We start from the raw sequence: 26065 nt of genomic DNA on the forward strand, positions 1-26065 counted from the left end.
CTGTGGCCGGCCGGAAGGCCCTCCGGGGAACGACCGAAGGGCCGGCCGAGAGGCCGGCCGCGGAACGATCGCGGCCTCGTCCGGCTGATCGTCCGGAAGAAGGGAACGGAGGGCCGCGGATGTCCCGGGACGCCCGTTGGAAGGCACTGCTGGAACTGCTCGTCGAGCGCGGCAGGCTGGAGGTCGAGGAGGCGGCGACCGAGCTCGCGGTGTCGGCGGCGACGATCCGCCGGGACTTCGACCAGCTCGCCGAACAACAGATGCTGGTCCGCACCCGCGGCGGTGCGGTGGTGCACGGGGTGTCGTACGAACTCCCGCTGCGCTACAAGACGGCCCGGCGCGCCTCGGAGAAGCAGCGCATCGCCAAGGCGGTGGCCGAACTCGTCGCCCCGGGCGAGGCGGTGGGGCTGACCGGCGGTACGACCACGACGGAGGTGGCCCGCGCGCTGGCCGTGCGCGGTGACCTCGCCACCGGGTCCCCGGCGCTGACCGTCGTCACCAACGCGCTCAACATCGCCAACGAGCTCGCGGTACGCCCACAGTTCAAGATCGTGGTGACGGGTGGGGTGGCGCGTGCGCAGTCGTACGAACTCATCGGCCCGCTGGCGGACGGGGTATTGAGCCAGATCACGCTCGACGTGGCGGTGCTCGGCGTCGTCGGCTTCGACGCCGAGCACGGGGCGGCGGCGCACGACGAGGCTGAGGCCGCCATCAACCGCCTGCTGTGCGAGCGCGCCGAGCGGGTGGTGGTCGCCGCCGACTCCAGCAAGCTGGGACGCCGGGCGTTCGCCCGGATCTGCGGGGCGGAGCTGGTGGACACCCTGGTGACGGACGCCGCGGTCAGCCAGGAGACGGTACGGCGGTTCGAGGAGGCGGGCGTGCGGGTGCTGGCGGTCTGACGCAGGCCAACTGGCCCAGGGCGCACGACTGCCACGGCTCGGCCGCAGTGGCCGACACGGTTCCCACGAAGGCGGGAACGCCCACGACAACCGTGTCCGAGACCGTGGTGTGAGGCTGCCGAGACGGTCGGCCGGACGAAGCCGGCCGGCCTCAGAAAGCGCCGAGGTCCGCCTTCACGAAACCGGCACCCCGCTGGTCGTTGCAGCCCGCCACCGGCCGGTCGGCCGGGTCGGGCCACATCTGCGGGGCCTGGAGCGCCACGCTGACCAGCGTCAGCAGCAGGTCGACGTCGCTCGCGGCGTCCAGGCGCAGGGTCACCCACTGCGAGCCGGGCACGATCCTGATCGCACCCGAGTTTCCGAAGTCCTTGGCGAACCGCCGGACGGCCCGGTCGGTGAGCCGCAGATCCACATCCCGCTCGGAGTGGAAGTGGACGATCTCACCCTGGGTCGAGCTCAGTGCCTGACCCAGACCGCAGCTGGGGGCGGCCTGTCTCAGATCCGGCCAGGTCGCCAGTTGCGCGAGCGCGCGCGAGGCCAACGTCATGGGCCCATCATGGCGCGCTCACCCGCTCGCAACCAGCTCGTGAGCAAGCATTAACCGTCCCGTATCCGCCACACGCCGCGGACTCCGTACACACATCCCCTCTTCGAACAGGCCCACCCCTGACCCCGATTGCCTCACCACACCATCCCCGGCCGACGGAAACCGCAATTGAGCAGGCACGTTCAGGCCGCCGCGCCGGTCACCCCGTCACCCCTCACCCGCACCACCCGCGCAGCTGTTCCACTCGTCACCGGCACGCACGTCCGATACACCACGTTTGCCGCCGTTTCCCACACCCCCTCACCTCAACCGCCGCACATGACGGCGGTACGAAGCGGCTTGCGGCGTCCCGACCCGGATGCAGCAGGGCCGGTTGGGAGTTCCGCCGGTCACCGCCGACGGTCCACCTGTGTGGGTCGGCGGCCACAGCGACGCCACCCTGCGCCGTGCGCTGCCGTGCGGCAACGGCCGGCACGGCACCGGCGCGAACGCCGCGGAGATCACCACCGTCCGGCGCCGTCGCCGTGACCCGAGCGGCTCCGAGCAAGCCGACCGTCCGACCACGTCGGGGACGCCATGGAGTGGTTCGCGACCGAGGCGGCACCGCAACTCACATGATGGCGCCTGCCTCCCGGCCGCCCGTCGTCCCGGTGCCGGGCCGTCCCGTCTCTTGCCCCTGTGCCGTCCCGAGCTTACGCTGCATTTTGTGCCGACAATGAACAAAACCCGAGCGCACAGCGTCGTGCCAGGTCAGAGGCTTACGGCACTGCGCGTTGCGATCACTGCCTTCTTCGCCCTGGACGGATTCGTCTTCGCCGGATGGGTCGTCCGCATCCCCGACATCAAGGAGCAGACGCACGCCTCCACCGGCGCCCTCGGGCTCGCCCTGCTCGGGGTCTCCGCGGGGGCCGTGCTGACCATGACACTGACCGGGCGGCTGTGCCGTCGCTACGGCAGTCATCCGGTGACCGTGGTCTGCATGGTCATGCTCACGCTCAGCGTCGCACTGCCCCCGCTCACCCGCTCGGCGCCGCAACTGGGGGCCGTTCTGCTGCTGTTCGGCGCGGCCTACGGCGGTGTCAACGTGGCCTTCAACAGCGCGGCCGTCGACCTGGTCGCCGCGCTGCGCAAGCCGGTCATGCCCAGTTTCCACGCCGCGTTCAGCCTGGGCGGCATGGTCGGCGCGGGCCTCGGCGGGCTGGTCGCCGGCGCCCTCTCCCCCACCCGGCATCTCCTCGCCCTCACCGTGACCGGACTGCTCGTCACGGCCGTCGCCGGGCGCACCCTGCTGCGGTACGAGTCGCCCGCTCCGCCGGAGTCCACACCGTCGCCGGCGTCGAGGACGGGCGGGGGTGCCGCGGGCGGGCAGGCGAAGCGCGGACTCGTCGTCGTCTTCGGGCTCGTCGCCCTGTGCACGGCCTACGGCGAGGGGGCGATGGCCGACTGGGGCGCGCTCCATCTGCAGCAGGACCTCGCCGCCTCCGCCGGTACCGCGGCCGCCGGGTACGCGTGCTTCGCGCTCGCCATGACCGTCGGCCGGCTGACGGGCTCGACGCTGCTGGCCCGGCTCGGCAGGGCCCGGACCGTGATCGCGGGCGGCACCGTGGCCACGGCCGGCATGCTGCTCGGTTCGCTCGCGCCCTCGGTGTGGGCGGCGCTGACCGGCTTCGCGGTCACCGGGCTCGGACTCGCCAACCTGTTCCCGGTCGCCGTGGAGCGGGCGGGTGCGCTGGCCGGCCCGTCCGGCGTCGCCGTCGCCTCCACACTGGGCTACGGCGGCATGCTCCTCGGGCCGCCCGCGATCGGGTTCATGGCCGGCTGGTTCTCCCTGCCCACCGCGCTCACCAGCGTGGCCGCGCTGGCCGCCGTGGCCGCCGTCATCGGAGCGGCGACGCGGCGGGTGCTGGGGCACTGACGTTGCGTCGGTTCCGGACCCCGGCCGCGTCGTCACGCGGGTACGGGGTGGTTCCGGGCAGGCACCTCACAGGTGTCACAGATGTTGCTTGGCCGAGCCGACGAGTCGGCTGATGCCGTCACGGGTCCGCCCCCGGGCAATCACGGCGCCGTGACCGGTGGCCCGGCCCGCACCGGGCCACCGCGGCACCCCGAAACCGCCCAGCCACCGCCCGCACCGCCCGCACCGGGCTACCGTGGCCCCGTGACCGGCTTGTCGGAGCGCTCCCGCCCGCTCCTCTTCCTGGACATCGACGGACCCCTCATCCCGTTCGGACCGTCGGCCGGCCGCCGTCACGGGGGTCCTCCCGCCGCCCCTCCGCAGCCGCCCGGCCGGGGAAACCCTCTGCTGGGCCGGCTCGACCCCACGGTCGGAGCGCGTCTGACGGCTCTGCGGTGCGAGCTCGTGTGGGCCTCGACATGGCTGGACGCCGCGAACGAGACCGTCGCCCCACGGATCGGGCTGCCGAGTCTGCCCGTGGTGAGGTGGGCGGACCCACGCGCCGACGAGGGGCCGCGCGGTCTGCACTGGAAGACCCCGCACCTCGTGCAATGGGCCGGGCACCGCCCGTTCATCTGGGTCGACGACGAGATCGGCGCCATGGACCGGCTCTGGGTTGCCGCACAGCATCACGAGCCGTTCCTGCTCCACCGCGTGGACCCGGCGGAAGGGCTCACCGACGACGACTTCGCCGTGCTCGCCGACTGGCTCCGCGCCGCCGTGCCGCACCACCTCGCGTGACCACGCGGGCCCGGATGTCAGTGGCGTGATGTTCACTGAGACCCATGAACGATCGGGCAGTGGTGGCGGCCGCCTGGCAGCTCATCGACTCGGCCGGGGTCCACGGATCACCGGTGATTCTCGAGGCGCCGGAGGACACAGGGCTGAGAGAGCTGATCGCCGAGGTGGGGCGGCGGGCAGGCAGACCCCGCAACCTTGCCATGGGCGGCTTCACCGACCCGTCGCTCACCGAGCACACCGGACTGCCGCTCGTCGAGCCGTTCAGCGACGGACTGTCGGAGATGCGCGGCTGGGCCCACGGAGCGCACTGGATCGGTTGCGGCCGCGTGGCCGGCGCCGGCCGGGAGCGCACGGTCGTGGTCATAGCCCGGCGCGAGGACCCCGCGGTCGGCGGATTCCCCGACGGCGTCTCCTGGGCGGAGAAGCTGCGCATACTGACCGGCTGGGTGCCGGCGCCGCAGCCGGCTGTCGACTGGCCCGCCGTCGAGGCCGGCCTGGGCACCTCACTGCCCGGCGACTACAAGGAGATCGTCGACCTCTTCGGTGGAGGCGGCTTCGACGAGTACGTCGACCTGCTCGTCCCGGGCGCCCCGGGTATGGATCTGGTGGACTGGGCCAAGAGCGACGGCGATGTCACCGTGCTGTGGAAGCCCTATGCGGGCTACCCGGCGCCGGGCGGGCTCCTGCGGTGGGGATCGTCGGAGCAGGAGCTGGACTTCGTCTGGCGGACGGGCCCCGGGGATCCGGACCACTGGCCGGTCATGGTGGGCGAGTTCGGCGACTGGCAGCGATTCGACTGCGGTCTGGGCGAGTTCCTCGTCCGCATGCTCACGGACGTGCAGTTCGGGTTCCCCACGAGCAGACTGCGCGTGCACAGCTTTCGCGCGTACGACCTCGGGTCCGTCGGGGGGTGAACCGGTCGTCGTGCCGCGTTCGAGTGCCGTCCCGCGCACTCCGGCCGCGCGCATCCGGCGTGATCACCGTCGTGCCGTGACGAGGCGGACGGTGCCGCTCCGGGGGTCCGGGTCCATCGAGGCCCGCCCGTCCGGCACACTCAGCGCCATGGAAACCGCCGATTTTCTCGAGACCCTGGACCGCGAGGGCAAGTTGCTGGCGGCGGCCGCCGAGGCCGCGGGAACCGACGCCGATGTGCCGACGTGCCCCGAGTGGCAGGTACGTGACCTGTTGTGGCACACCGGCACGGTGCACCGCTGGGCCGCGGGCTTCGTCGCCGACGGGCACACCGCGCCCCGGCCCCTCGGCGACCCGCCGGAGCTGGACGGCGCCGAGCTGGTGGCCTGGTACCGGGACAGCCACCGCCTGCTGGTGGACACCCTGGCCGCCGCCCCCCACGATCTGGACTGCTGGACCTTCCATCCCGCGCCCTGCCCGTCACCCCTGACGTTCTGGACCCGGCGCCAGGCGCACGAGACGACCGTGCACCGCTACGACGCCGAGGCGGCCCGCGGTGGTACGCCCTCCCCGGTCGCACCCGGCTTCGCGATGGACGGCATCGACGAACTGCTGCGTGGCTTCCACGCCCGCTCGCGGAGCCGGCTGCGCAGCGAGGAGCCGCGGGTGCTGCGGGTGCGTGCCGTGGCCACGGGGCCGGAGGCAGCGGCGGACGCCGTGTGGACCGTACGGCTCACGGCCGGACCGCCGGTGACCGTGCGCACGGCGGACGGCGTGGCCGAGGCCGAACTGTCGGGCCCGGCCGATCAGTTGTACCTGGCACTGTGGAACCGGACAGCCATGCCGACGGCGACCGGCGACCCCGCGCTGGCGACCCTGTGGCGGGAGCGTTCCGGGATCTGAGGCCCGGTCAGCGGACGTCGGCCAGCATCCGGGCCAGCACCGCGCGCTGCACCGGCCGTACCTCGCCGTGCAGCGCGCGCCCCTTCGTGGTGAGCGCCACCCGCACCCCGCGCCGGTCCTCCGGACACATCGCCCGGTCGACGAGGCCGTCCTTCTCCAGGCGGCCGATGAGCCGGGACAGGGCGCTCTGACTGAGATGGACCCGGTCGGAGATCTCCTGCACCCGGTAGCCGCAGCCGTCGTCCGCGGCGGTGCTCTCGGACAGCAGGTCGAGAACCTCGAAGTCGCTCGCGCACAGGCCGTGCCCGTGCAGCGCCCGGTCCAGTTCGCACTGGGTGCGGGCATGCAGGGCGAGGATCCCCCGCCACTGCTCCACGAGCCCCTGCTCGGCCTTCGTCGCCGCCATGGGCGCACCGTAGCAGAGACAGGGGTTCATTGCATCGTAATTAAATGCGCTTGCATCGAATGCATATGCATGTAGTCTCACCGGCATGACCTCTCCGCTCACCACCTCCGCGATCCCGTCCTCGGGGGTTCGCTGGACACCCCGGCTGTGGGGCACCCTGCTGGTGCTGTGCGCCGCGATGTTCCTGGACGCGCTGGACGTTTCGATGGTCGGCGTCGCGCTGCCGTCCATCGGCTCCGACCTCCACCTGTCCACGTCGGCCCTGCAATGGGTCGTCAGCGGCTACATCCTGGGCTACGGCGGCCTGCTCCTCCTCGGCGGCCGGACCGCCGACCTGCTCGGCCGGCGCCAGGTGTTCCTGGTGGCACTGGGCGTCTTCGCGCTGGCCTCGCTGCTCGGCGCACTCGTGGACTCGGGCCCGCTGCTGATCGCCAGCCGCTTCGTCAAGGGCCTCAGCGCGGCCTTCACGGCACCGGCGGGCCTGTCGATCATCACCACGACGTTCCCGGAGGGCCCGCTGCGCAACCGGGCCCTGTCGATCTACACCACCTGCGGCGCCACCGGCTACTCCATGGGCCTCGTCTTCTCCGGCCTGCTCACCGAGGCCAGCTGGCGCCTCACGATGCTGCTGCCGGCGCCGGTCGCGCTGATCGCCCTGTTCGCGGGAATGAAGCTGCTGCAGCGCAGTGAACGCGAACGCGGCCAGGGCGGCTACGACATACCGGGCGCCGTCCTCGGCACCGCCTCGATGCTGCTGCTGGTCTTCACCGTCGTCCAGGCACCCGAGGCGGGCTGGGCCTCGGCCCGTACGGTTCTGTCCTTCGTCGCCGCCGCCGTCATGCTGACCGTCTTCGTGGCCGTCGAGCGGCGCAGCCCGAGCCCGCTGATCCGGCTCGGGGTGCTGCGCTCCGGCTCCCAGGTCCGGGCCCAGCTGGGCGCGTTGACCTTCGTGGGCAGCTACATGGGCTTCCAGTTCCTGGTCACGCTCTACATGCAGCAGGTGCTGGGCTGGTCGGCCCTGCACACGGCGCTGGCCTTCCTGCCGGCCGGTGCGCTGGTGGCGCTCTCCGCGACCAAGGTCGGGACCGTCATCGACCGGTTCGGCACGGCACGGCTGATCGTGGTCGGCTTTGTCCTGATGGCCGCCGGATACGCCCTGTTCCTGCGCATCGACCTCGACCCGGTCTACGCCTCCGTGATCCTGCCGACCATGCTGCTGGTCGGGTCGGGCTTCGCGCTGACCTTCCCGTCCCTCAACGTCCAGGCCACCAATGGCGTGGACGAGCACGAGCAGGGCATGGTCTCGGGGCTGCTCAACACCTCGGTGCAGGTGGGCGGCGCGATCTTCCTGGCCGTCGTGACAGCGGTGGTGACCGCGCACGCCCCCGAGAAGGCCACCCCGCAGGCCGTCCTGGACAGCTACCGGCCCGGCCTGGTGGTGGTCACGCTGATCGCCGTCGTGGGCCTGCTGCTGTCGCTCTCCGGGCTGCGCCGGCCCCGCCCGGGACGGACCGTCCTGGTCGCAAGGTCCACCGTGAAGGAGGCGGACACGGAACGCGTGCCGGTCCGTGACTAGGGTCTTTCGGCTGGATCAGGCCGAGCCCGGTGTGATCCGAGCGAGAGGCCCTGAGGGGGACGCCTCCAGACGTGCGCCCGGCGGGAATTCATTGCCCCGCCGGGCGCACGTCTGTGAAACTGACGGAATGTATACGTACGGGGGCCGCCGCAGCAGGGCGGAGCGGGACGCCGCGACGATCGAGACCGGCTACGCGCTGGTCAGTGCCGCGTTCGCGGCGGCGGTGCTGTTCGGGGCCGTCGCCGGACCGGCGCTCCTGTTCGACCTGCCCGGCCTCCTGTCCACGGTCCTGCTGCGGCTCGGCACGGTGGTCGCGCCGGTCGTGTTCACCGCCCGGGTGGTCAGCGTGCTGGTGCGCTTCAGGAACTCGGCTCAGCCCAGCCAGCCGGGCCGCACCAGCCCCGACTCATAGGCCAGCACGACCAGTTGGGCGCGGTCCCGGGCGCCCAGCTTCACCATCGTCCGGCTCACGTGCGTCTTGGCCGTGAGCGGGCTGACCACCAGCCGCCGGGCGATCTCCTCGTTGGACAGGCCGATGCCCACCAGCGCCATCACCTCCCGCTCCCGCTCGGTGAGCCGGACGAGGGCCCCGGCCGCCGCGGGCTCCTTGGACCGAGCGGCGAACTCGGCGATCAGCCGGCGGGTCACGCCCGGCGACAGCAGCGCGTCCCCCTCGACCACCGCCCGTACCGCGCGCAGGAGTTCCTCGGGCTCGGTGTCCTTCACCAGGAAGCCGGAGGCGCCCGCGCGGATCGCCTCGAAGACGTACTCGTCCAGCTCGAAGGTGGTCAGCATGACGACCTTCACGTCCGCCAGGCCCGTGTCGGAGGTGATGCGCCTGGTCGCGGCCAGGCCGTCCAGCAGCGGCATGCGGATGTCCATGAGGACGACGTCCGGCCGCAGTTCGCGCACCCGGCGCAGCGCCTCCTCGCCGTCGGCCGCCTCACCGGCCACCCCGATGTCCGGCTGCGCGTCGAGCAGCGCCCTGAAACCGGCCCGTACCAACGACTGGTCGTCGGCGAGCAGTACCCGGATCACTGGTCCTCCCTGAGGTCCGACGGCAGGACGGCGAGCACCCGGAAGCCGCCGTCCGGGCGCCGGCCCGCCTCGATGGTGCCACCCAGCGCGGCCGCCCGCTCCCGCATCCCGGCCAGTCCGTTGCCGCTGCCGCCGGCGTCCGCGCCGGTCGCCGGCCCGTCGTCGTCGATCCGCAGCCGCAGTACGCCGTCGCCGTAACCGAAGCGCACGCGCGCGTGCCGCGAACCGGAGTGCCGTACGACGTTGGTGAGGGCCTCCTGCAGGATGCGGAAGGCCGCGAGGTCGGCGCCGGGGGGCAGCCGTGGCGGTTCGCCCTCGGTCTCGACGGTCAGACCGGCCGCCGCGGCCTGTTCCACCAGTTCCGGCAGCCGGTCCAGGCCGGGCGCGGGGGCGCGCGGCGCGGCGCCCGGTGCGCGCAGGGTGCCGAGGACCTGGCGTACCTCGCCGAGCGCCTCCTTGCTGGCGGACTTGATGGTGGTGAGCGCGGCCCGCGCCTGCTCCGGATCGCTGTCGAGCAGCGCGAGTCCCATGCTCGCCTGCACGTTGATGACGGAGATGCTGTGCGCGAGGACGTCGTGCAGTTCGCGGGCGATGCGCAGCCGCTCCTCGTCCGCGCGCCGTCGTGCCGCCTCGGCCCGGTCCGCGCGCTCCCGCACCCACTGCTCGTGCCGCACCCGGGCCAGCTCGGCGAGGGCGACGACGGCCAGCACCCAGGTGGCGATGACGATCTCCTGGCCCAGGCCCGCGCCGCGGTCCCCGGCGGGCGGGAGCCGGCGGAAGAGCCAGAGCGCGACCAGGAGGTGTCCGGCCCACAGCAGGCCGACGGCCGCCCATGCGGCCCGCCGGTGCCCGGCGACGACCGCGCTGAAGCAGCCGACCGCGACGGTCAGGAAGACGGGGCCGTAGGGGAAGCCCAGGGCCAGGTAGACCAGGGCCGCCGCCGCGGTACCGAACGCGACGGGTACGGGGTGGCGGTTGCGCCACAGCAGGAGGAGGGAGGCGGCGAGCAGCAGCACGCGGCCGGAGCCGTCGAGCGGCACGCGGTCCTGCTGGCCGTGCGCGGCGAAGGTGCTGCCGATCAGCACGACCGCGGTGATCAGCACCGTGGAGCGCCAAGGCAGGCGGGCGCGGTGGGCCTCGGGATCGTCCGGGCGGTTCCACCACGGGGGCCCGTACCGCCACCAGTGCGAGGGGCCGCCTGGGTACTGCTCTTCCATGCGGGCCACGCTAGACGCCGCCGGGTCCCGACGGCGTCGGCCGGGCGAGGTGATCACGCGTACTCCCCCGGGAGTACGCGCCTCGGGACTTGCCCGGTCCCCCCGGAAAGCGGGCGGCTCGGGAAGCGCCCCCCGTGAGGCACACGCCTCAGGCCGCGGTCAGGCCCACTCCCTCGGCGAGCCGGCCGGCCGCGTGCCGGAAGAACGCCTCGCGGTCCTCCACCACCCGGTTGAACTGACCGAAGATCTCGAATCCGACCAGTCCGAACAGCTGGGCCCAGGCCGCCACCAGCGCCACCGCGGCCTCGGGGGGCAGGTCGGGGGCGAGGTCGGCGGCCATCCGCTCGGCCTCGGGGCGCAGGCCGGCGGGCACGGACAGCCCGGCCAGGCCCGGGCCCAGGTGGGCGTCCCGGACGATGCCGATGAGGACCAGGCCGACCCGGGCCGCGGCCCGGACGGTGGTGTCGGGGGCGGAGTAACCGGGCACGGGCGAGCCGTAGATCAGCGCGTACTCGTGCGGATGGGCGAGCGCCCAGCCGCGCACGGTCTCGCACACGGCGATCCAGCGGGCCGGCGGCGGGACGTCGCAGGCGGCGTCCCGGGCCCGCTCGGAGGCCGCGCCGAGGGAGTCGTAGGCGTCGATGATCAGGGCGGTGAGCAGGTCGTCCCGGCTGGGGAAGTAGCGGTACAGGGCCGACGAGACCATGCCCAGTTCACGGGCGACCGCCCGCAGGGAGAGTTTCGCCGCGCCCTCCTCCGCCAGCTGTCTGCGCGCCGCCTCCTTGATGGCCGCGGTGACTTCCTGCCTGGCCCGTGCGCGGGCGCCCTGGGGGGTGCTCATACGAGCAAGTGTGCCACGAGCGAGAGCGCTGCACACAACAGAGAGCGGCGAACCAAAAAGAGAGCACCGCTCTTGCACGGGAGTGCCCGTCTGCCCCACACTGGAGTCGAGCGAGAGCACCGCTCTCCCAAACTCTTCCGTGGGGGTCACCATGTCGTCGTCTGCGCCGTACTACCTCAAGGGCAGCCCGCTCAACGTGCGCCTGAACGGCGTGATCGGCTGGCTGGCCCGGCACGGGCTCAGCCTCGCGGGCACCGCCGAGATGTCCGTGCCCGGCCGCAAGAGCGGGCGGATGCAGCGCATCCCGGTCAACCCGCACACCTGCGACGGCGTGCAGTACCTGGTCTCCGCGCGGGGACACTCGCAGTGGGTGCGGAACATGCGCGCGGCCGGCGGCGGCGAACTGCGCGTGGGGCGCAAGGTGCGGACCTTCACCGCGGTGGAGCTTCCCGACGCCGAGAAGCTCCCTGTCCTGCGGACCTACCTGGAGAAGTGGGGCTGGGAGGTCAACCAGTACTTCGACGGCGTGACCGCCAAGTCCTCCGACGAGGAGATCACCGCCTGCGCCCCCGACCACCCGGTCTTCCGCATCACCGTCACCGGCTGACGCCCCGGAGCCGACCGGGTCCTCACGGACCGGCCGGCCCGTCGGCCCGCGGGCACGTCCCGAACCAGCGGGATCCTCTCGGACCGTCGAGTTCCGCCCGAACCAGCGGTTTGTCACGGGCCGGCGGGTTCCCTCCGGACCGCCGGGCCCCTCACGAGTCGGCGGGCTCCTCCGTCGGTACGACGGGCGTCGCCGGAGTTCGGTCCAGCGCGGTCAGTCCACGCTGTGCCAGCGGGTGGGAGCGGACGATCTCGCCCAGCGACGTCGAACCCCGGGTGATGTCCTTGAACGCCCGCCACGCCGGACGGAACCCGGTGAGCGCCGCGTGGAAAAGGCCCGGGCGCCTCTCGAACACGGCCAGCAGCCGCTTCCCGACGCTCATCTCGACGCCGAGCCCCGCCTTGACCGCGAACGCGTAGTTCAGGGCCTGGCGCCGGGTGTCCACGGCGTCGTGCGCCTCGGCGATGCGGACCGCCCACTCCCCGGCCAGCCGGCCCGAGCGCAGCGCGAAGGAGATGCCCTCACGGGTCCACGGCTCCAGCAGTCCGGCCGCGTCCCCGCACACCAGCACCCGGCCGCGGGACAGCGGTGAGTCGTCGGCACGGCAGCGGGTCAGATGCCCCGAGGAGATCGCCGGCTCGAAGCCGGCGAGGCCCAGCCGGGCGATGAAGTCCTCCAAGTAGCGCTTGGTGGCGGCGCCTTCGCCGCGCGCGGAGATCACGCCGACCGTCAGGGTGTCACCCTTGGGGAACACCCAGCCGTAACTGCCCGGCATCGGGCCCCAGTCGATGAGGACGCGTCCCTTCCAGTCCTCGGCGACCGTCTCCGGCACCGGGATCTCCGCCTCCAGGCCGAGGTCCACCTGGTCGAGCTTCACGCCGACGTGGGCTCCTATCCGGCTGGCGCTGCCGTCGGCGCCGACCACGGCGCGGGCCAGCACCGTCTCCCCGCCCTGCAGGACCACGGCGACCGTGCGCCGGTCCGGCACCGCCGAGCCGTGCTGCTCGACGCGCTGCACCGTGACGCCCGTGCGCAGCTCGGCGCCCGCCTTCTGGGCGTGCTCGACCAGCTGCTGGTCGAACTCGGCTCGGTTGATCAGCGCGAACAGCATCTGCTTCGAGCGGCGGGTGCGGGTGAAGCGCCCGTTGCTGGAGAAGGTGATCGCGTGCACCCGGTCCCGGAAGGGCAGCTCGAAGCCGGGTGGCAGCGCGTCGCGCGAGGGGCCGATGATGCCGCCGCCGCACGTCTTGTAGCGGGGCAATTCGGCTTTCTCCAGCAACAGCACGCGCCGTCCCGCGACCGCCGCCGCATAGGCGGCCGAGGCGCCCGCGGGGCCCGCGCCCACCACGACGACGTCCCACACCCGCTGCACGTCGTCCGCCGAAGAGTTCTCGCCGCTCACGATGGTCTACCGCTCCGATCAAGCCGCTGCCAAGTGTCCTGTCGCATCCTACGGCGGCCGTCCGCGTGGGCCGCTGTGGGAGGATCGGTGTACTCACCCCGTACAACGTCGCACCCACGAGGAGCGTGCCCATGTCGTCGAATCCGGTCGCCGAGACCGTAGCCTCGCTGCTGCCCCGGGCCCAGGCGGAGCTGGCCGAACTGGTCGCCTTCAAGTCGGTGGCGGACTTCACGCAGTTCCCGAGGAGCGAGAGCGAGGCCGCCGCGAACTGGATCGCCGACGCGCTGCGCGTCGAGGGCTTCACCGACGTCGCCCTGCTCGACACGCCCGACGGCACGCAGTCGGTGTACGGCTACCTGCCGGGCCCGGAGGGTGCCAAAACGGTTCTCCTCTACGCGCACTACGACGTGCAGCCCCCGCTCGACGAGGCCGGCTGGACCACCCCGCCGTTCGAGCTGACCGAGCGCGACGGCCGCTGGTACGGCCGCGGGGCCGCCGACTGCAAGGGCGGCGTCATCATGCACCTGCTCGCGCTGCGCGCCCTGAAGGCGAACGGCGGGGTGCCGGTGAACATCAAGGTGATCTGCGAGGGCTCGGAGGAGCAGGGCACGGGCGGCCTGGAGCGGTACGCCGAGGAGCACCCCGAGCTGCTGGAGGCGGACACCATCGTGATCGGCGACGCGGGCAACTTCCGCGTCGGCCTGCCGACGGTCACCACCACGCTGCGCGGTATGACCCTGGTCCGGGTCCGCATCGACACCCTCGCGGGGAACCTGCACTCCGGCTCGTTCGGCGGTGCCGCCCCGGACGCGCTCGCCGCGCTGATCCGCGTGCTGGACTCGCTGCGGACCGAGGACGGCTCGACGACGGTCGACGGGCTGGACGCCACCGGGAAGTGGGACGGCCTGGAGTACGCCGAGGAGCAGTTCCGTGCGGACGCCAAGGTGCTCGACGGGGTCGGGCTGATCGGCAACGGCTCGGTCGCCGACCGTGTCTGGGCCCGCCCGGCCGTCACCGTGCTCGGCATCGACTGCCCGCCGGTGGTGGGAGCCACCCCGTCCGTGCACGCGAACGCCCGCGCGCTGATCAGCCTGCGGGTGCCGCCGGGCGTGGACGCCGCGGAGGCGACCAAGCTGCTCCAGGCGCACCTCGAGGCGCACACCCCCTGGGGCGCCCGGGTCAGCACCGAGCAGATCGGCCAGGGCCAGCCCTTCCGCGCCGACGCGACCAGCCCCGCCTACCAGGCGATGGCCGACGCGATGGCGGTCGCCTACCCGGGCGAGACGATGCAGTACGCCGGTGAGGGCGGCTCCATCCCGCTGTGCAACACCCTCGCGGCCCTGTACCCGCAGGCGGAGATCCTGCTCATCGGCCTGAGCGAGCCGGAGGCGCAGATCCACGCCCTCAACGAGAGCGTGTCCCCCCGGGAGCTGGAGCAGCTGTCGGTCGCCGAGGCGCTGTTCCTGCGCAACTACGCGGCGAGCTGAACCGTTCTGCCCGGGGCAGAGGGCCCTCGCCCCCGGGCGGGGGCCCTGTCTAGCGTCGGCGCATGGACGTCATCGAACTGCTGCCCCGTCTGCACCTGCTGCGCTTCCCCGTCGGCCAGGCCTATCTCTGGCACGACGGGGAAGAGTCGACCCTGATCGACGCGGGCGTGATCGGCTCCGGCCGGACCATCGCCGAGGCGCTCCCCGCGCTGGGGCGGGCGCCACGGGACGTACGGCGCATCGTGCTGACCCACTTCCACGAGGACCACGCGGGCGGGGCGGGCGAGTTCGCCGCGCTGAGCGGGGCCGAGGTGCTGGCGCACCATCTGGACGCCCCGTTCATACGGGGTGAACGGCCCGGTCCGCCGCCGCGGTTCGAGGATTGGGAGCGGCCGGTCCACGCCGAGGCGGTCCGGCACCTGCCCGAGGGCACCCCGGTGCCGCCGCCCGCGGTGACCGGCCTGGCGGACGGGGACGTACTCGGCTTCGGCGGCGGTGCGCAGGTGATCCACGTCCCCGGGCACACCGACGGCAGCATCGCGCTGTTCCTGCCCGCGGAGGGCGTGCTGTTCACCGGGGACACGGTGGCGGCCGCACCGGCCGACGGGACGCCGATGCCGGGGGTGTTCAACCTGGACCGGCCGCAACTTCTGGCCTCGATAAGCCGGTTGGCCGAGCTCGGAGCCGAGGTGGCCTGTTTTGGACACGGCGCCCCGGTGATGACGGGCGCCTCCGCCGTGCTCCGCTCCCTCGGCCAGGGGCTGCCGTCCGGATCAGGCCCGCTCCCCGGTCCGGCCTGATCCGGACGAGAGGCGCTGGATCCTTCCGGTCCGCACCCGCTCCGGACGACCGCGCCCCCGTCCGGCCCCGGCGCGACGGAATGGGCCGGACCGGGTGCGATGCGGTACACCGGCCCCGGCACGAGGGGTGGGCCGGACCGGGTGCGATGCGGTACACCGGCCGCGGCACGAGGGGTGCCCCGGCTCCGGGACGACGGATGCCCCGGGACGAGGGGTGGGCCGGACCGGGTGGCCGGTCAGCCGACCGGTACGCCGGCCTCCAGGTAGAGCGCCCTGCCCCGCTCGCGCGCTCGCAGCGCCCAGCGCAGCCGCTCGTAACGGACCGGGGGCAGCATGGCGGCGGCCTCCTGCTCCGTGGCGAACCGCCAGGCGCGCAGCTCCGGCCCGGGCAGCAGCACCCGGGCCGCCTCGCCCGACTCCAGCCGGCCACCGTCGAACAGCAGCCTCAGCCCGCCGAAGCCGGGCGGGACGGGCCGCTCCCAGTCCACCACGAGCAGCCGGGGCACCTCCCGCAGCCGTATCCCGGTCTCCTCGGCGACCTCACGCATCCCGGCGCGGGCCGGTGCCTCACCCCGCTCCACCACGCCGCCGGGGAACTCCCAGCCGGGCTTGTAGGTGGGGTCGACCAGCAGCACCCGGTCGTCCTCGTCGAAGAGCAGCACCCCGGCGGCGAGCGTCTCGGCGGTCGGCTCGGGGGTCTGCACGATGTCGCAGACGGGTACGGCACCGCTGCCCACGGCGTCGGCGATGCGGACGGCGGTCTCGTACGGGGTGAGGGCGCTGGTGTCGAGCGGGTGGGCGTCGGCCGTGAGCCAGGCGGCGAGTGCGGCACGGTAGGGCTCGATGTGGTCGTACGCCCACTGGCGCACGCGTATCTCGCCGTCGAGGGCCTCGGGCGGGATCTCCCGCCCGGCTATCCGCTCGCGCAGGATCGTTTCGGCCGGGGCGAGGAGCAGATGGTGCACCGCGATCCGGCGGGCGGCGAGGCCGCCGAAGATCTCGTCGCGGTACTCCTGGCGGAGCAGGGTCATGGGCACCACGAGGGTGCCGCCCAGTTCGGCGAGCATCGCGGCGGCGGTGTCGACGACCAGCCTGCGCCAGATCGGCAGGTCCTGGAAGTCGCCGGCCTCGGCGAGGCGCTTGGGCGGCAGCAGGTGCGTGAGCGCCCCGCCGATGACCTCGGGGTCGAAGAGCGTGCTGTTCGGGATCAGTTCGATCAGTTCGCGTGCGGTGGTGGTCTTCCCCGCACCGAACGCGCCGTTGATCCAGACGACGGTCACGGACTCCCCCTCTTCTGTTGGCCCCCTGGGGCTTGCCCGCTCCACCCTGCCACGGAAACCCCGTCCCGTTGAGGGCGCCTGTCCGCGCACACGGCTGTGCCGGTGCCCCCTGCCGCGGGAACACCGGCACACACCCCGTACGGCGGAGGGCCTACACCTGCCCGAGGGGGTTCTCGTCGACGGCCAGGGTGCCGTCGTCGACGACCTGGCCGACCGTGTCGAGGGCGGTCGAGACGCCGGGGTCGTCGAGAGGGGTGGCGTCCGCCGCGTGGGGAGGGGTGACGGCGGCCACGACGAATCCGGTGGCGAGAGTGGCGATGGCCAGCATGCTGCGCTTCTTCATGCGCTGACCAACTGTGGTGGGCGGGCGGGGGTCACGCGGATCACCGCGGTTTCGCCGGCCGGCCGTCGCGGCGCGAAACGCCGTGGCCCCGTGATCGGCGGGGCGATGGGGTCCCGGAGGTCCGGCACCGCCCGGACGACCGCCGTCGAACACCGGAAAGGGCGACACCATGACCGGCCCCCGCTCCACCACCACGCTCTGGCGCCCGACGGGCCCCGTGGAGCTGGAGCTGGTCCGGGAACTGGGGTGGCGCGCCTGGCCGCCGCGGCTGCCCGAGCAGCCGATCTTCTATCCGGTGCTGAACGAGGACTACGCGATCCGCATCGCCCGGGACCGGAACGTCAAGCACGACGGCGCCGGTTTCGTGACCCGCTTCGAGGTCGACACGGAGTTCCTCGCCCGCTACCCGGTCCGCCAGGCAGGCGGCGAGACGATACTGGAGCTGTGGGTTCCGGCCGAGGAGCTCGACGAGTTCAACGCCCACATCGTCGGTCGCATCGAGGTCGTGCGCCGTTCCGCGCGGCTTCGGAGCGCGAGTGAACGACCGCGCCGCCCCGGCACCCGGGTGTTGTCGCGCACCGATGACGCGTGAGGAGCGTGTGGGCGCAGGAGCTCGGCGGGGGTGGACGCGTGCGACCGACGACCGGAATGTGCCCTGTATCGCAGATGTGCCGCGCGTGGCAAAATGTCGTATGTGGCCTTTGGTGTTGAAGGCAGGCGAGAGGAGTGCACCATGATCGCCAAGCTGCTCGGCAAGTTGTCCTTCACCCGCCACTACGGTGCGTACGGCGCCCACGAATGGGATGCGTACGCCGGCGACCAGGACTGACCGCACTGCCGGCGGGCGCCCCCGGGCGCCCGCCGGTTCCCCGTCTGCAGACTGCATCGGCCTGGACAGGTGCGAGAGCCAGGGACGGACGGTCTCATGGGCCGAAGGAATGAGCCGCCGCGACTGCCCGAAGGGGGCTTCGCGGCCTGGAGCCGCGACCGGCTGGCAATGGCGCGCCGTGGCGCCGAGGAGTGCGGGGACGTCTGGCAACTGGAGCCGGGTGTCTACGTAGCCGCCGCGGCCGGGCCCTGTGAAGCGGTCCTGCACCGCGCGCAGGACTTCCCCAAGGCACCCTCGCCTCTCTTCCCGCCGTTGAAGCGGTCGAGCGGAGCGCCGACACCCGAGGAGCGTGCGCACGCTCACGCCGCCCGTATGCGCGGACTACGGGCGCAGGCGGTTGCGGCCCGGATCGGTGAGATTGCGCCCCGGACCGCTCGATTCGCCGACCAGTGGCCCACGGACCAGGACGTCGAGATTCTGCCCCCGGTCCGGCACGCCCTGGCGGGGATCGGCCTGAGCTACCTCTTCTCCGAGGACGCTCCCGCCCTGTTGCCCTACGCCTCACAGCTCTTCCTGGCCCGGGAGGCACTCGTACGCCCGTCGCGTTGGGAATGGCCGCGCTGGATCCCCACACCGGCACGGCGGTTCCGCACGCGGCAGCAAGTCGCCTTCACGGACGCTTTGCGGCCCATCGTCCACCGGCGTCGTTCGTCGGGCCGGCTCGGCGACGACATGCTGGGACAGATGCTCCGGCCCTCTCCCCACTACGGCCTGCTGCCGGAAGCGGCCGTCCTCGACACTCTTCCCGGAATCACCGTCGCCACCTTCGAGACCCCTTCCCGGGCAGCCGGATGGATCCTGCTCCACCTGGCCCGGCACCCCCGGGCAGCGGACCGCGTCGCGGCCGAAGCCGCCTCGCTGCCCGCGGACCCGGCCGCGACGACCAGCACCCACCTCGGCAGCCTGCGATACACCCAGGCACTGGTCAGCGAGGTGCTCCGGCTGTACCCCCCGAGCTGGCTCCTGACCCGGCGCGCCCCGCGACAGACCCAGCTCGCCGACTACACCATCGACGCCGGGTCCACCGTTCTCGTCTGCCCCTACACCGCCCACCGCGACGCTCGGGAGTATTCCGAGCCGGACCGGTTCCAGCCCGAGCGCTGGCTGGACGATTCGGGCTCACCGGCGAAACCCGGGGTCTTCCTCTCTTTCGGTACCGGGCCGCACGGCTGCGAGGGAGCCGCTCTGGCCATGGCGATGCTGACGCTCCTGACCGCGCAGACCGCCCGCCGCTACCAGCTGAGCGAGCCGCCCGGACCGGAACCCAGCTACCAGGTCACCACCCTCGAAGGCCTCGCAACCGTCGGCTTGCGCCTGCGCGCCACCTTGCGGGACTGAGGGCCGTCCCGCATTCGGTGACAGGCCGCCTCCACCGGAGAACAGCGAACGCCGATCAAGCCGCGTGCCGTTCACACGCCGGAACGACCGGTTCATGGCCCGCTCATCCCGTGTCGCTGGTCGAACTCGTCGGCGAGCATGCCCGTCATGACGAGGTCGTGGTGCCGGCCTGCGAAGTAGACGTGTTCCCGCAGGCGCCCCTCTTCGGTGAAGCCGAGCCGGCGGAAAAGTGCCAGCGATGGCGCGTTGCGGGCGAGGATCGCTGCTACGCATTTGTGATAGCGCCGCTCGGCGAACATGAAGCGCAGCAGCAGCACCGCGGCATCCGCCGCGTAGCCCCTGCGCCGGTGGTCGGCGCCGATCGTGACATCGAACTCGAACCAGCCTGAACGAGGGCCGGTACGATGCGAGCCGACCATGCCCACCAGCTCTCCCGTGGCCGTCGCTTCGACTGCCAACCGGAAGCGGTCGTCATCGCACTCGGCAACGGCTTGCTCCTTCGCCCAGGCACGGTAGCTCTCGGCGGACCGCGGCAGATCCAGCCGGCTCCCTCGCCGCCCGGCGTCGTCGGCGAAGCGCATGAACGCCGTCCAGTCGTCGGGCTCGATCGCGCGCAGGCGTACCCGGTCACCGGTCCAGGACGAGGCCATGCCCCATTTGACCACGCTGCTGTGCGCACGAGGCCGAGAGGCACACCGAGGCAGGACCTGCGTGTATTCAAGCGCGATGGAGGCGCGCAGGCGTGAGCATGCCGAGAGCCGGTAGCGGACCCTCGTCGCCGGGCCCTCCCGCGTGCTGGTCACCGGTGCGGGATTCACCGGCTCCGATCGCCTCCGCCTACCGAAGCGAACAGACCCGAACGGCCAACCCTCGCTTATGACGCCCCTCTTCCAACAGACTCCGACACGTCCTACCGTAAACGCGCACCGATGACGCGTACATGCCGTCATCCCGCCGTTCGCGAGTTGGAGGAACGTCGACGATGCGTCACCCTCACAGCCGCACGACCCGCCGCAGAGTGGCCGGAGCGTTCACCGCAGGACTGCTGTGCGCGGCGGGCCTCGCCGCGCCCGCCCTGGCGGCCCCCACCGGGCCTCCCGCGATCCCCGCCGTCACCGAGGGCCTGGCCCTCACCCCGCCGATGGGCTTCAACAACTGGAACTCCACGCACTGCCGGGCCGAGTTCAACGAGGACATGGTCAAGGGCATCGCGGACCTCTTCGTGGCGAAGGGCCTGAAGGACGCGGGCTACCGGTACGTCAACCTGGACGACTGCTGGGCCCTGCCGCACCGCGACGCGAACGGCGAGCTGGTACCCGACCCCGTGCGCTTCCCCGGCGGGATCAGGGCGGTCGCGGACTATGTGCACGCCAAGGGGCTCAAGCTCGGCATCTACACCAGTGCCGGCACCAAGACCTGCAACAGCGCGGGCTTCCCGGGCGCGCTGGGCCACGAGTACAGCGACGCGCGGCAGTTCGCCGACTGGGGCGTCGACTACCTGAAGTACGACAACTGCAACAACCAGGGCGTGGACGCCCGGCAGCGCTACCGGACCATGCGGGACGCGCTGCGGGCGACCGGCCGGCCCATCGTCTACAGCATCTGCGAATGGGGCGAGAACAAACCCTGGGAGTGGGCCTCGGACGTCGGCCAGCTGTGGCGGACCACCGGGGACATCAGCGACAGCTGGAGCTCGATGCTGTCGATCCTGAAGCAGAATCTCCCGCTCGCGCCGCACGCCGGTCCCGGCCACTGGAACGACCCCGACATGCTGGAGGTCGGCAACGGCGGCATGACGGAGACCGAGTACCGCTCGCACTTCTCGCTCTGGTCGGTCATGGCCGCGCCGCTGCTCATCGGCACCGACCTGCGCAAGGCCTCGCAGGCGACCTTCGACATCCTGGCCAACGAGGAGGTCATCGCCGTCGACCAGGACCCGCTCGGCAGGCAGGGCGCGGTCGTCTCCGCCGCGGACGGGCGCTGGGTCGTCGCCAAGGAGATGCGGGACGGCAGCCGCGCGGTGGCCCTCTTCAACGAATCCGGCACCGCCCAGCGGATCGCCACCACCGCGAGCGCCGTGGGACTCCCCGACGCCGACGCCTACACCCTGCGCGACCTGTGGCAGCACCGCGGCTACAACACCGCCGGGACCATAGCGGCCACCGTCCCGGCCCATGCCACGGTCCTGCTGCGCGTGTCGGCCGACCCGCGCTGGGCCGACCACCCGCCCGCCGTCGAACTCGGCCTGGACGGCGACCCGTTGCTGGAGGCGGCCACCCCGGCCACGCTGACCAGCACCGTCACCGACCTCGGACGCACGCCCGCACGGCGGGTGTCCGTGACGCTGACCGGCCCCGCCGGCTGGACCGTGCGGGCCACCTCGGCGGCCTCGGCCGCCACCCTTTCCACCGGCCGGACCCTGCGCACCGGCTGGCGGGTGACCGCCCCGCCCGGCACCCCGGCCGGGTCCTACGGCCTCACGCTGCGGACGAGCCACCGCTCGCCGTCCGGCACACCGGTCACCGGCACCCTCCCGCTGACCGCGTCCGTCGTCGTGCGGCCGCCCTCCGGCACGTCGTACCTCGGCGACCTGCCGTGGCTGTCCGCGACCAGCGGCTGGGGGCCGGTGGAGCGCGACACCAGCAACGGGGAGAGCGACGCGGGCGACGGCCGGCCGCTCACCATCGGCGGGACGGTGTACGCCAGGGGACTCGGCGTCCACGCGCTCAGCGACGTCTCCTTCTACACCGGCAGGGCCTGCGAGAAGATCACCGCCTCCGTCGGTGTGGACGACGAGAAGGGCGCGAAGGGCACCGTCGCCTTCGAGATCCGGGCGGACGGCACCCGGGTCGCGGCCACGGGCGTCCTCACCAACGCGATGCCCGCCGAACCGGTCACCGCCGACGTCACCGGCGCCCAGGTGGTCCGGCTCGTCGTCACCGACGGCGGGGACGGCGTCGACTCGGACCACGCCGACTGGGCGGACGCGCGGCTGAGCTGCTGAGCCGCCGTACCACCGGACCGCCGACGCCGACGCCGACGACCGGCTACACGCTCGCCGCGGTCGCGTCCGGCCTGCGGGTCAACGCCGCCGCGGCGGCACCGACCAGGCCCGCGTCGGTGCCCATCTGGGCGGGTACGACGGTGAGCCGCCGCACGAAGGACAGGGTCGCGTAGTCGGTGAGGGCCTTGCGCAGGGGGGTGAACAGGATCTCGCCCGCCTTGCCGACGCCCCCGCCGATCACCGCGATGTCGATCTCGACCAGGGTCGCGGTGGCCGCGATACCGGCGGCCAGCGCCTGCGCCGCCCGCTCGAAGGAGGCCACGGCGACCGGGTCGCCCGAACGGGCGGCGGCGGCCACCGCGGCGGCCGAGGTGTCCCCGTCGGGCCCGGGACGCCAGCCCCGCTCCAGCGCGCGGCGGGCGATGTTGGGGCCGCTCGCGATGCGCTCCACACAGCCGCGCGCGCCGCACGGGCAGGGATCGCCGTCGAGGTCGACACTGATGTGGCCGATGTGGCCGGCGTTTCCCGTCGGACCGGGGTGCAGCCGCCCGTCGAGAACCAGGCCGCCGCCGACGCCCGTCGAGACCACCATGCACAGCGCGTTGTCGTGGCCGCGGGCGGCGCCCTGCCAGTGTTCCGCGGCGGTGATCGCGACACCGTCGCCGATCAGCTCGACCGGCAGACCCCCGGTGGCCGTACGCACCCGGTCGACCAGCGGAAAGTCACGCCAGCCCGGCACGTTCACCGGGCTCACGGTGCCCGCCGAGGCGTCCACCGGGCCGGCGCTGCCGATGCCCAGGGAGCCGGCGCGTCCCCACAGGGGCGACCCGGCGAGGTCGCCGAGCACCCCCTCGACGGCCCGCATGACCGTTTCGCCGTCCTGCTGGGCGGGCGTGGCGCGCTGGGCCCGGGCCAGTATCCGTCCGTCGCCGTCCACCAGCGCGCCGGCGATCTTGGTGCCGCCGATGTCCAGGGCCGCCACGAGGTCGGTGTGCATCAGAGTCAGATCTCCCCGTTGAAGCGTGAGAAAAAGAGGCAGGCCGGTCAAGCGGTGGGGGCGCAGGCCGGAGACAGCGGTGGACAGTCTCTCTCGCATCTGACAACGTTGTCCAGGCTCTATGCTCGACGCCACATCCTCATACAAGCCCACGGATCACGCACTACCCCCGGTGTGAGAGACGGACGAGAGACAGGACAGCGCATCGTGCCCGAGACCACCCGCCGCGCGGACCGCCTTCCCGGCACGCGGTACGGCAACCGCCCGACGATGAAGGACGTGGCGGCGCGCGCCGGGGTCGGACTGAAGACGGTCTCCCGGGTGGTCAACGGCGAGCCCGGGGTCACGCCCGACACCGAGCGCCGGGTGCAGGAGGCGATCGACGCCCTCGGGTTCCGCCGCAACGACAGCGCCCGGGTGCTGCGCAAGGGGCGTACGGCGAGCATCGGCCTGGTCCTGGAGGATCTCGCGGACCCGTTCTACGGCCCGCTCAGCCGTGCCGTGGAAGAGGTGGCCCGCGCCCACGGGGCGCTGCTGATCAACGGCTCCAGTGCCGAGGACCCCGAGCGGGAGCAGGAGCTGGCGCTGGCCCTGTGCGCCCGGCGGGTGGACGGCCTGGTGGTGATTCCGGCCGGGGACGATCACCGCTATCTGGAGCCCGAGATCAGGGCCGGCGTGGCGACCGTGTTCGTGGACCGGCCGGCCGGGCGCATCGACGCCGACGTGGTCCTGTCCGACAACTTCGGCGGTGCCCGTGACGGCGTCGCCCACCTCATCGCGCACGGCCACCGCCGGATCGGTTTCATCGGCGACATGCCCCGCATCCACACCGCGGCCGAGCGGCTGCGCGGCTACCGGGCGGCCATGGAGGACGCCGGGATAGCCGTCGAGGAACGCTGGATGTCCCTGGGGGCGACGAACCCGGAGCGGGTGCGCAGGGCGGCGGAGGACATGCTGGCCGGCCCCGGTCCCGTCACCGCGGTCTTCACCGGCAACAACCGGGTGACGGTCACCGTCATCCGGGTCCTCGCCGAGCAGTCCCGCAGGGTCGCGCTCGTCGGCTTCGACGACATCGAGCTGGCCGATCTGCTCCAGCCGGGCGTCACGGTCGTCGCGCAGGATTCCGCGGCCCTCGGCCGTACCGCCGCCGAGCGTCTCTTCCGTCAGCTGGACGGCACGCTCGTCGCGCCGGAGCGGATCGAGCTGCCGACCCGGCTGATCACGCGCGGTTCGGGTGAACTGCCGCCGGCGGACTGACCGCGGCACACCGCCGCGGCGCCGGACCGGCCGGCGCCGCGCGGAGCGGGCCGTACGGCGGCCGTCGGCCCCAGCGGGTACCGCCGGAGGCTCGTCCGGCCGCGGCCCGGGCGGCACGCTACTGCGCGGAGGCGGTCAGGTCGCCCCGCCGGGGTGACGCGAAGCCCTCCAGATCGGCGCGGGTCAGGCCGCTGAGGCGGGCGACCTCGGCGATGTCCAGGGCGCCGCAGTCCAGGCCGCGCAGGAGGTAGCCGCTGAGGGCCTTGGCGGTGGCGGGCTCGTCCATGACGTCGCCGCCGGCCCGGTTGGCGTACCGGGCGAGGCGGCCCGCGGCCTGCTCGAAGCCCTCGCGGTAGAAGGCGAACACGGCCGCGTAGCGGGTGGGGATGTGCCCCGGGTGCATGTCCCAGCCCTGGTAGTAGGCGCGGGCGAGGGCGCGGCGGGTGAGGCCGTAGTGCAGCCGCCAGGCGTCGTGGACCTTGGCGGTCGGGCCGACGGGCAGCACGTTGGTGGAGCCGTCGGAGACCCGGACACCGGTACCGGCCGCCGCGACCTGCATGATCGCCTTGGCGTGGTCGGCGGCGGGGTGGTCGCTGGCCTGGTAGGCGGCGGAGACGCCGAGGCAGGCGCTGTAGTCGAAGGTGCCGTAGTGCAGGCCGGTGGCGCGGCCCTCGGCGGCCTGGATCATGCGGGCGACGGTGGCGGTGCCGTCGGTGGCGAGGATGGACTGGCTGGTCTCGATCTGGATCTCGAAGCCCAGCCGGCCGGCGTCCAGGCCGTGCGCCTTCTCGAAGGCCTCCAGGAGGCGGACGAAAGCGCCGACCTGCTCGGGGTAGGTCACCTTCGGCAGGGTGAGGACGAGGCCGTCGGGCAGGCCGCCGGCCTCCATCAGGCCGGTGAGGAAGACGTCGAGGGTGCGGATGCCCCGGTCGCGTACGGGGGCCTCCATGCACTTCATGCGGATGCCCATGTACGGCGCCGCCGTGCCGTTCTCGTACGCCTCGGCGATCAGGCGGGCGGCACGGGCGGCCGCCTCGTCCTCCTCGGCGTCGGGGCGGGGGCCGTAGCCGTCCTCGAAGTCGACGCGCAGGTCCTCGATGGGCTCGCGCTCCAGCTTGGCGCGGACGCGGGAGTGGACGGGCTCGGCGAGGTCGTCGGCGAGGCCGAGGACGGCCGCGAAGGAGGCGGCGTCGGGGGCGTGTTCGTCGAGCAGGGCGAGCGCCTGGTCGCCCCAGGTGCGCAGGGTGTCGGCGGCGAAGGCGTCACCGGGGACGTACACGGTGTGGACGGGCTGCCGGGTGCCGGGGTCCCCGGGGTAGCGGCGCTCCAGCTCCGCGTCGACCGGTGCGAGGGAGGCGCTGATCTCCTCGCTGACAGTGCCTGCGAGGCTTGTCGCCACCTTCTCCTGCTGACCCATCCCACACCCTCCAAGCTTTCCGCTCTACGGAATCAACAATCCGTATAGTGAAGTTATCCGCCAACCTTCCCGCTGGTCAACACCGCACGGCGTTCCCTCCGCTCCCCGCTCCCGGCCCGTTCACGTCGATCTGGCAGCCTGGACCGAGTCCCTCCTTCCCGTACAGCGGTTCCTCAACGGGCCGCCCGGCAGCCGTCGCAGAAGGAGCAC

General features: G+C 72.9%; 24 protein-coding genes and 1 pseudogene. 14 read left to right on the forward strand and 11 right to left on the reverse strand.

The features are described 5' to 3' along the window. Positions 1-119: 119 nt before the first annotated feature. Positions 120-899 (forward strand): DeoR/GlpR family DNA-binding transcription regulator, encoded by a 780-nt coding sequence (locus FHS34_RS06975; protein ID WP_184962219.1) that lies wholly within the window; start codon positions 120-122, stop codon positions 897-899. A gap of 151 nt (positions 900-1050) precedes the next feature. Here FHS34_RS06975 and FHS34_RS06980 read toward each other — a convergent pair whose 3' ends face one another. After that, positions 1051-1446 (reverse strand): luciferase domain-containing protein, encoded by a 396-nt coding sequence (locus tag FHS34_RS06980; protein WP_184962220.1) that lies wholly within the window; start codon positions 1444-1446, stop codon positions 1051-1053. Positions 1447-2188: 742 nt separating this feature from the next. Between FHS34_RS06980 and FHS34_RS06985 the strand changes: the two genes are divergently transcribed. From FHS34_RS06985 to FHS34_RS07000, 4 genes are all read left to right on the forward strand, one after another. Further along, positions 2189-3361, forward strand: a complete 1173-nt coding sequence (locus FHS34_RS06985) for an MFS transporter (protein WP_184962917.1) — start codon at positions 2189-2191, stop codon at positions 3359-3361. Between the two features lie 243 nt (positions 3362-3604). Then, entirely contained in the window at positions 3605-4141 is a 537-nt protein-coding gene (locus FHS34_RS06990) for an HAD domain-containing protein (protein WP_225817760.1), read from the forward strand. Positions 4142-4185: 44 nt separating this feature from the next. Further along, complete coding sequence (locus FHS34_RS06995) at positions 4186-5055, forward strand: hypothetical protein (RefSeq protein WP_184962224.1); 870 nt, start codon at positions 4186-4188, stop codon at positions 5053-5055. Positions 5056-5203: 148 nt separating this feature from the next. Further along, a complete protein-coding gene (locus FHS34_RS07000) occupies positions 5204-5956 on the forward strand; it encodes a maleylpyruvate isomerase family mycothiol-dependent enzyme (RefSeq protein ID WP_184962227.1) in 753 nt (250 codons plus the stop codon). Between the two features lie 7 nt (positions 5957-5963). On the opposite strand, the gene FHS34_RS07005 is transcribed toward FHS34_RS07000, so the two are convergent. Continuing rightward, positions 5964-6362: a MarR family winged helix-turn-helix transcriptional regulator gene (locus tag FHS34_RS07005; protein WP_184962229.1), complete on the reverse strand. Its 399-nt coding sequence runs from the start codon at positions 6360-6362 to the stop codon at positions 5964-5966. Between the two features lie 85 nt (positions 6363-6447). Here FHS34_RS07005 and FHS34_RS07010 point away from each other — a divergent pair, with 85 nt between their 5' ends. After that, entirely contained in the window at positions 6448-7938 is a 1491-nt protein-coding gene (locus FHS34_RS07010) for an MFS transporter (protein WP_184962231.1), read from the forward strand. Positions 7939-8065: 127 nt separating this feature from the next. Beyond that, positions 8066-8350 carry a DUF6332 family protein gene (locus FHS34_RS07015; protein WP_184962233.1) on the forward strand — a complete coding sequence of 95 codons (285 nt, stop codon included), beginning with the start codon at positions 8066-8068 and terminating at the stop codon, positions 8348-8350. Here FHS34_RS07015 and FHS34_RS07020 read toward each other — a convergent pair. The 3 genes from FHS34_RS07020 to FHS34_RS07030 all read right to left on the reverse strand — a co-directional run bounded on the left by FHS34_RS07020 (position 8311) and on the right by FHS34_RS07030 (position 11034). Beyond that, positions 8311-8976, reverse strand: coding sequence for a response regulator transcription factor (locus tag FHS34_RS07020; RefSeq protein WP_184962235.1), 666 nt, complete (start codon positions 8974-8976; stop codon positions 8311-8313). The two genes, FHS34_RS07015 and FHS34_RS07020, sit on opposite strands and share 40 nt — an antisense overlap. After that, positions 8973-10193 carry a sensor histidine kinase gene (locus FHS34_RS07025; protein ID WP_184962237.1) on the reverse strand — a complete coding sequence of 407 codons (1221 nt, stop codon included), beginning with the start codon at positions 10191-10193 and terminating at the stop codon, positions 8973-8975. The genes FHS34_RS07020 and FHS34_RS07025 overlap by 4 nt, the downstream gene beginning before the upstream one ends. Positions 10194-10341: 148 nt before the next feature. Beyond that, complete coding sequence (locus FHS34_RS07030; protein WP_184962239.1) at positions 10342-11034, reverse strand: TetR/AcrR family transcriptional regulator; 693 nt, start codon at positions 11032-11034, stop codon at positions 10342-10344. A 151-nt stretch (positions 11035-11185) separates the two neighbouring features. Here FHS34_RS07030 and FHS34_RS07035 point away from each other — a divergent pair, with 151 nt between their 5' ends. Continuing rightward, the gene (locus FHS34_RS07035; protein ID WP_184962241.1) at positions 11186-11641 is read left to right on the forward strand and encodes a nitroreductase/quinone reductase family protein; all 456 of its coding nucleotides are present in this window, start codon (positions 11186-11188) and stop codon (positions 11639-11641) included. Positions 11642-11792: 151 nt separating this feature from the next. Here FHS34_RS07035 and FHS34_RS07040 read toward each other — a convergent pair whose 3' ends face one another. After that, positions 11793-13043 carry a geranylgeranyl reductase family protein gene (locus FHS34_RS07040; protein WP_184962243.1) on the reverse strand — a complete coding sequence of 417 codons (1251 nt, stop codon included), beginning with the start codon at positions 13041-13043 and terminating at the stop codon, positions 11793-11795. Between the two features lie 131 nt (positions 13044-13174). Here FHS34_RS07040 and FHS34_RS07045 point away from each other — a divergent pair, with 131 nt between their 5' ends. Further along, on the forward strand, positions 13175-14530 hold the full coding sequence (locus FHS34_RS07045) for a dipeptidase (protein WP_184962245.1): 1356 nt from the start codon (positions 13175-13177) through the stop codon (positions 14528-14530). Between the two features lie 62 nt (positions 14531-14592). Continuing rightward, positions 14593-15330, forward strand: a complete 738-nt coding sequence (locus FHS34_RS07050; protein ID WP_184962247.1) for an MBL fold metallo-hydrolase — start codon at positions 14593-14595, stop codon at positions 15328-15330. Positions 15331-15566: 236 nt separating this feature from the next. Here the strand turns inward: FHS34_RS07050 and FHS34_RS07055 are convergent, their stop codons facing one another. Together FHS34_RS07055 and FHS34_RS07060 are read right to left on the reverse strand one after the other, a co-directional pair. Then, the gene (locus tag FHS34_RS07055) at positions 15567-16610 is read right to left on the reverse strand and encodes an NUDIX hydrolase (protein WP_184962249.1); all 1044 of its coding nucleotides are present in this window, start codon (positions 16608-16610) and stop codon (positions 15567-15569) included. 151 nt (positions 16611-16761) lie between these two features. Further along, a complete protein-coding gene (locus FHS34_RS07060) occupies positions 16762-16953 on the reverse strand; it encodes a hypothetical protein (RefSeq protein ID WP_184962251.1) in 192 nt (63 codons plus the stop codon). A 169-nt stretch (positions 16954-17122) separates the two neighbouring features. On the opposite strand from FHS34_RS07060, the pseudogene FHS34_RS07065 reads away from it, so the two are divergent. Both FHS34_RS07065 and FHS34_RS07070 read left to right on the forward strand, forming a co-directional pair. Further along, a pseudogene (locus tag FHS34_RS07065) lies at positions 17123-17461 on the forward strand (hypothetical protein); the annotation flags it as partial. Positions 17462-17878: 417 nt separating this feature from the next. Continuing rightward, complete coding sequence (locus FHS34_RS07070; protein WP_225817763.1) at positions 17879-19180, forward strand: cytochrome P450; 1302 nt, start codon at positions 17879-17881, stop codon at positions 19178-19180. Between the two features lie 92 nt (positions 19181-19272). Here FHS34_RS07070 and FHS34_RS07075 read toward each other — a convergent pair whose 3' ends face one another. Then, positions 19273-19830 (reverse strand): GNAT family N-acetyltransferase, encoded by a 558-nt coding sequence (locus tag FHS34_RS07075; protein ID WP_184962253.1) that lies wholly within the window; start codon positions 19828-19830, stop codon positions 19273-19275. Positions 19831-20162: 332 nt separating this feature from the next. Between FHS34_RS07075 and FHS34_RS07080 the strand changes: the two genes are divergently transcribed. Beyond that, complete coding sequence (locus FHS34_RS07080) at positions 20163-22184, forward strand: NPCBM/NEW2 domain-containing protein (protein WP_184962255.1); 2022 nt, start codon at positions 20163-20165, stop codon at positions 22182-22184. A gap of 43 nt (positions 22185-22227) precedes the next feature. Here the strand turns inward: FHS34_RS07080 and FHS34_RS07085 are convergent, their stop codons facing one another. After that, the gene (locus FHS34_RS07085; protein WP_184962257.1) at positions 22228-23181 is read right to left on the reverse strand and encodes an ROK family protein; all 954 of its coding nucleotides are present in this window, start codon (positions 23179-23181) and stop codon (positions 22228-22230) included. A gap of 207 nt (positions 23182-23388) precedes the next feature. Between FHS34_RS07085 and FHS34_RS07090 the strand changes: the two genes are divergently transcribed. Continuing rightward, positions 23389-24438, forward strand: a complete 1050-nt coding sequence (locus tag FHS34_RS07090) for a LacI family DNA-binding transcriptional regulator (RefSeq protein ID WP_184962259.1) — start codon at positions 23389-23391, stop codon at positions 24436-24438. A gap of 118 nt (positions 24439-24556) precedes the next feature. Here FHS34_RS07090 and FHS34_RS07095 read toward each other — a convergent pair whose 3' ends face one another. Beyond that, the gene (locus tag FHS34_RS07095) at positions 24557-25855 is read right to left on the reverse strand and encodes a DUF6986 family protein (protein WP_184962261.1); all 1299 of its coding nucleotides are present in this window, start codon (positions 25853-25855) and stop codon (positions 24557-24559) included. Positions 25856-26065 lie beyond the last annotated feature (210 nt).

This window comes from Streptomyces echinatus, from assembly GCF_014203595.1.
GTDB classification, from domain to species: Bacteria; Actinomycetota; Actinomycetes; order Streptomycetales; family Streptomycetaceae; genus Streptomyces; species Streptomyces echinatus.